This window comes from Citrobacter sp. TBCS-14, from assembly GCF_005280805.1.
Taxonomy (GTDB): Bacteria; Pseudomonadota; Gammaproteobacteria; order Enterobacterales; family Enterobacteriaceae; genus Citrobacter; species Citrobacter gillenii.
Genome location: NZ_SZWM01000500.1, coordinates 1 through 356, shown reverse-complemented (window position 1 = coordinate 356; position 356 = coordinate 1). Strand labels below are relative to the sequence as shown.

Sequence of the window (356 nt, the reverse complement as noted above, 5' to 3'; positions counted from 1 at the left end):
CACTGAGGCCAACACTCGCCTGGCTGAACAAAGAACCCGACAGATTTTAGCTATCAGTGACAGGATCGCAACCAGCAAGGGAAAAGCGATCACAACATCTACATGGTTAGACCGTTACCAGGCTATCCGGGACGATAGGCTGGAAAGTGGTGATATAAGACTCAACACCTATAAGCAGAAAGCCAAACCAGTATCCTTGCTCAGGGAACGAGCAGGAATGAAGTTGATCTCAGCCGTTGATGTCAGAGATATAGCACAATTGCTTGATGAGTATATTTCAACCGGACAACCGAGAATGGCGCAAGTAGTTCGTTCCGTCCTGATTGATGTATTCAAGGAGGCACAACACTACGGAG

Annotated in this window: 1 pseudogene; it reads left to right on the top strand. The window is 47.5% G+C overall.

The features are described 5' to 3' along the window. Positions 1-356 (top strand): annotated as a pseudogene (locus tag FDX22_RS19545) (integrase); the annotation flags it as partial.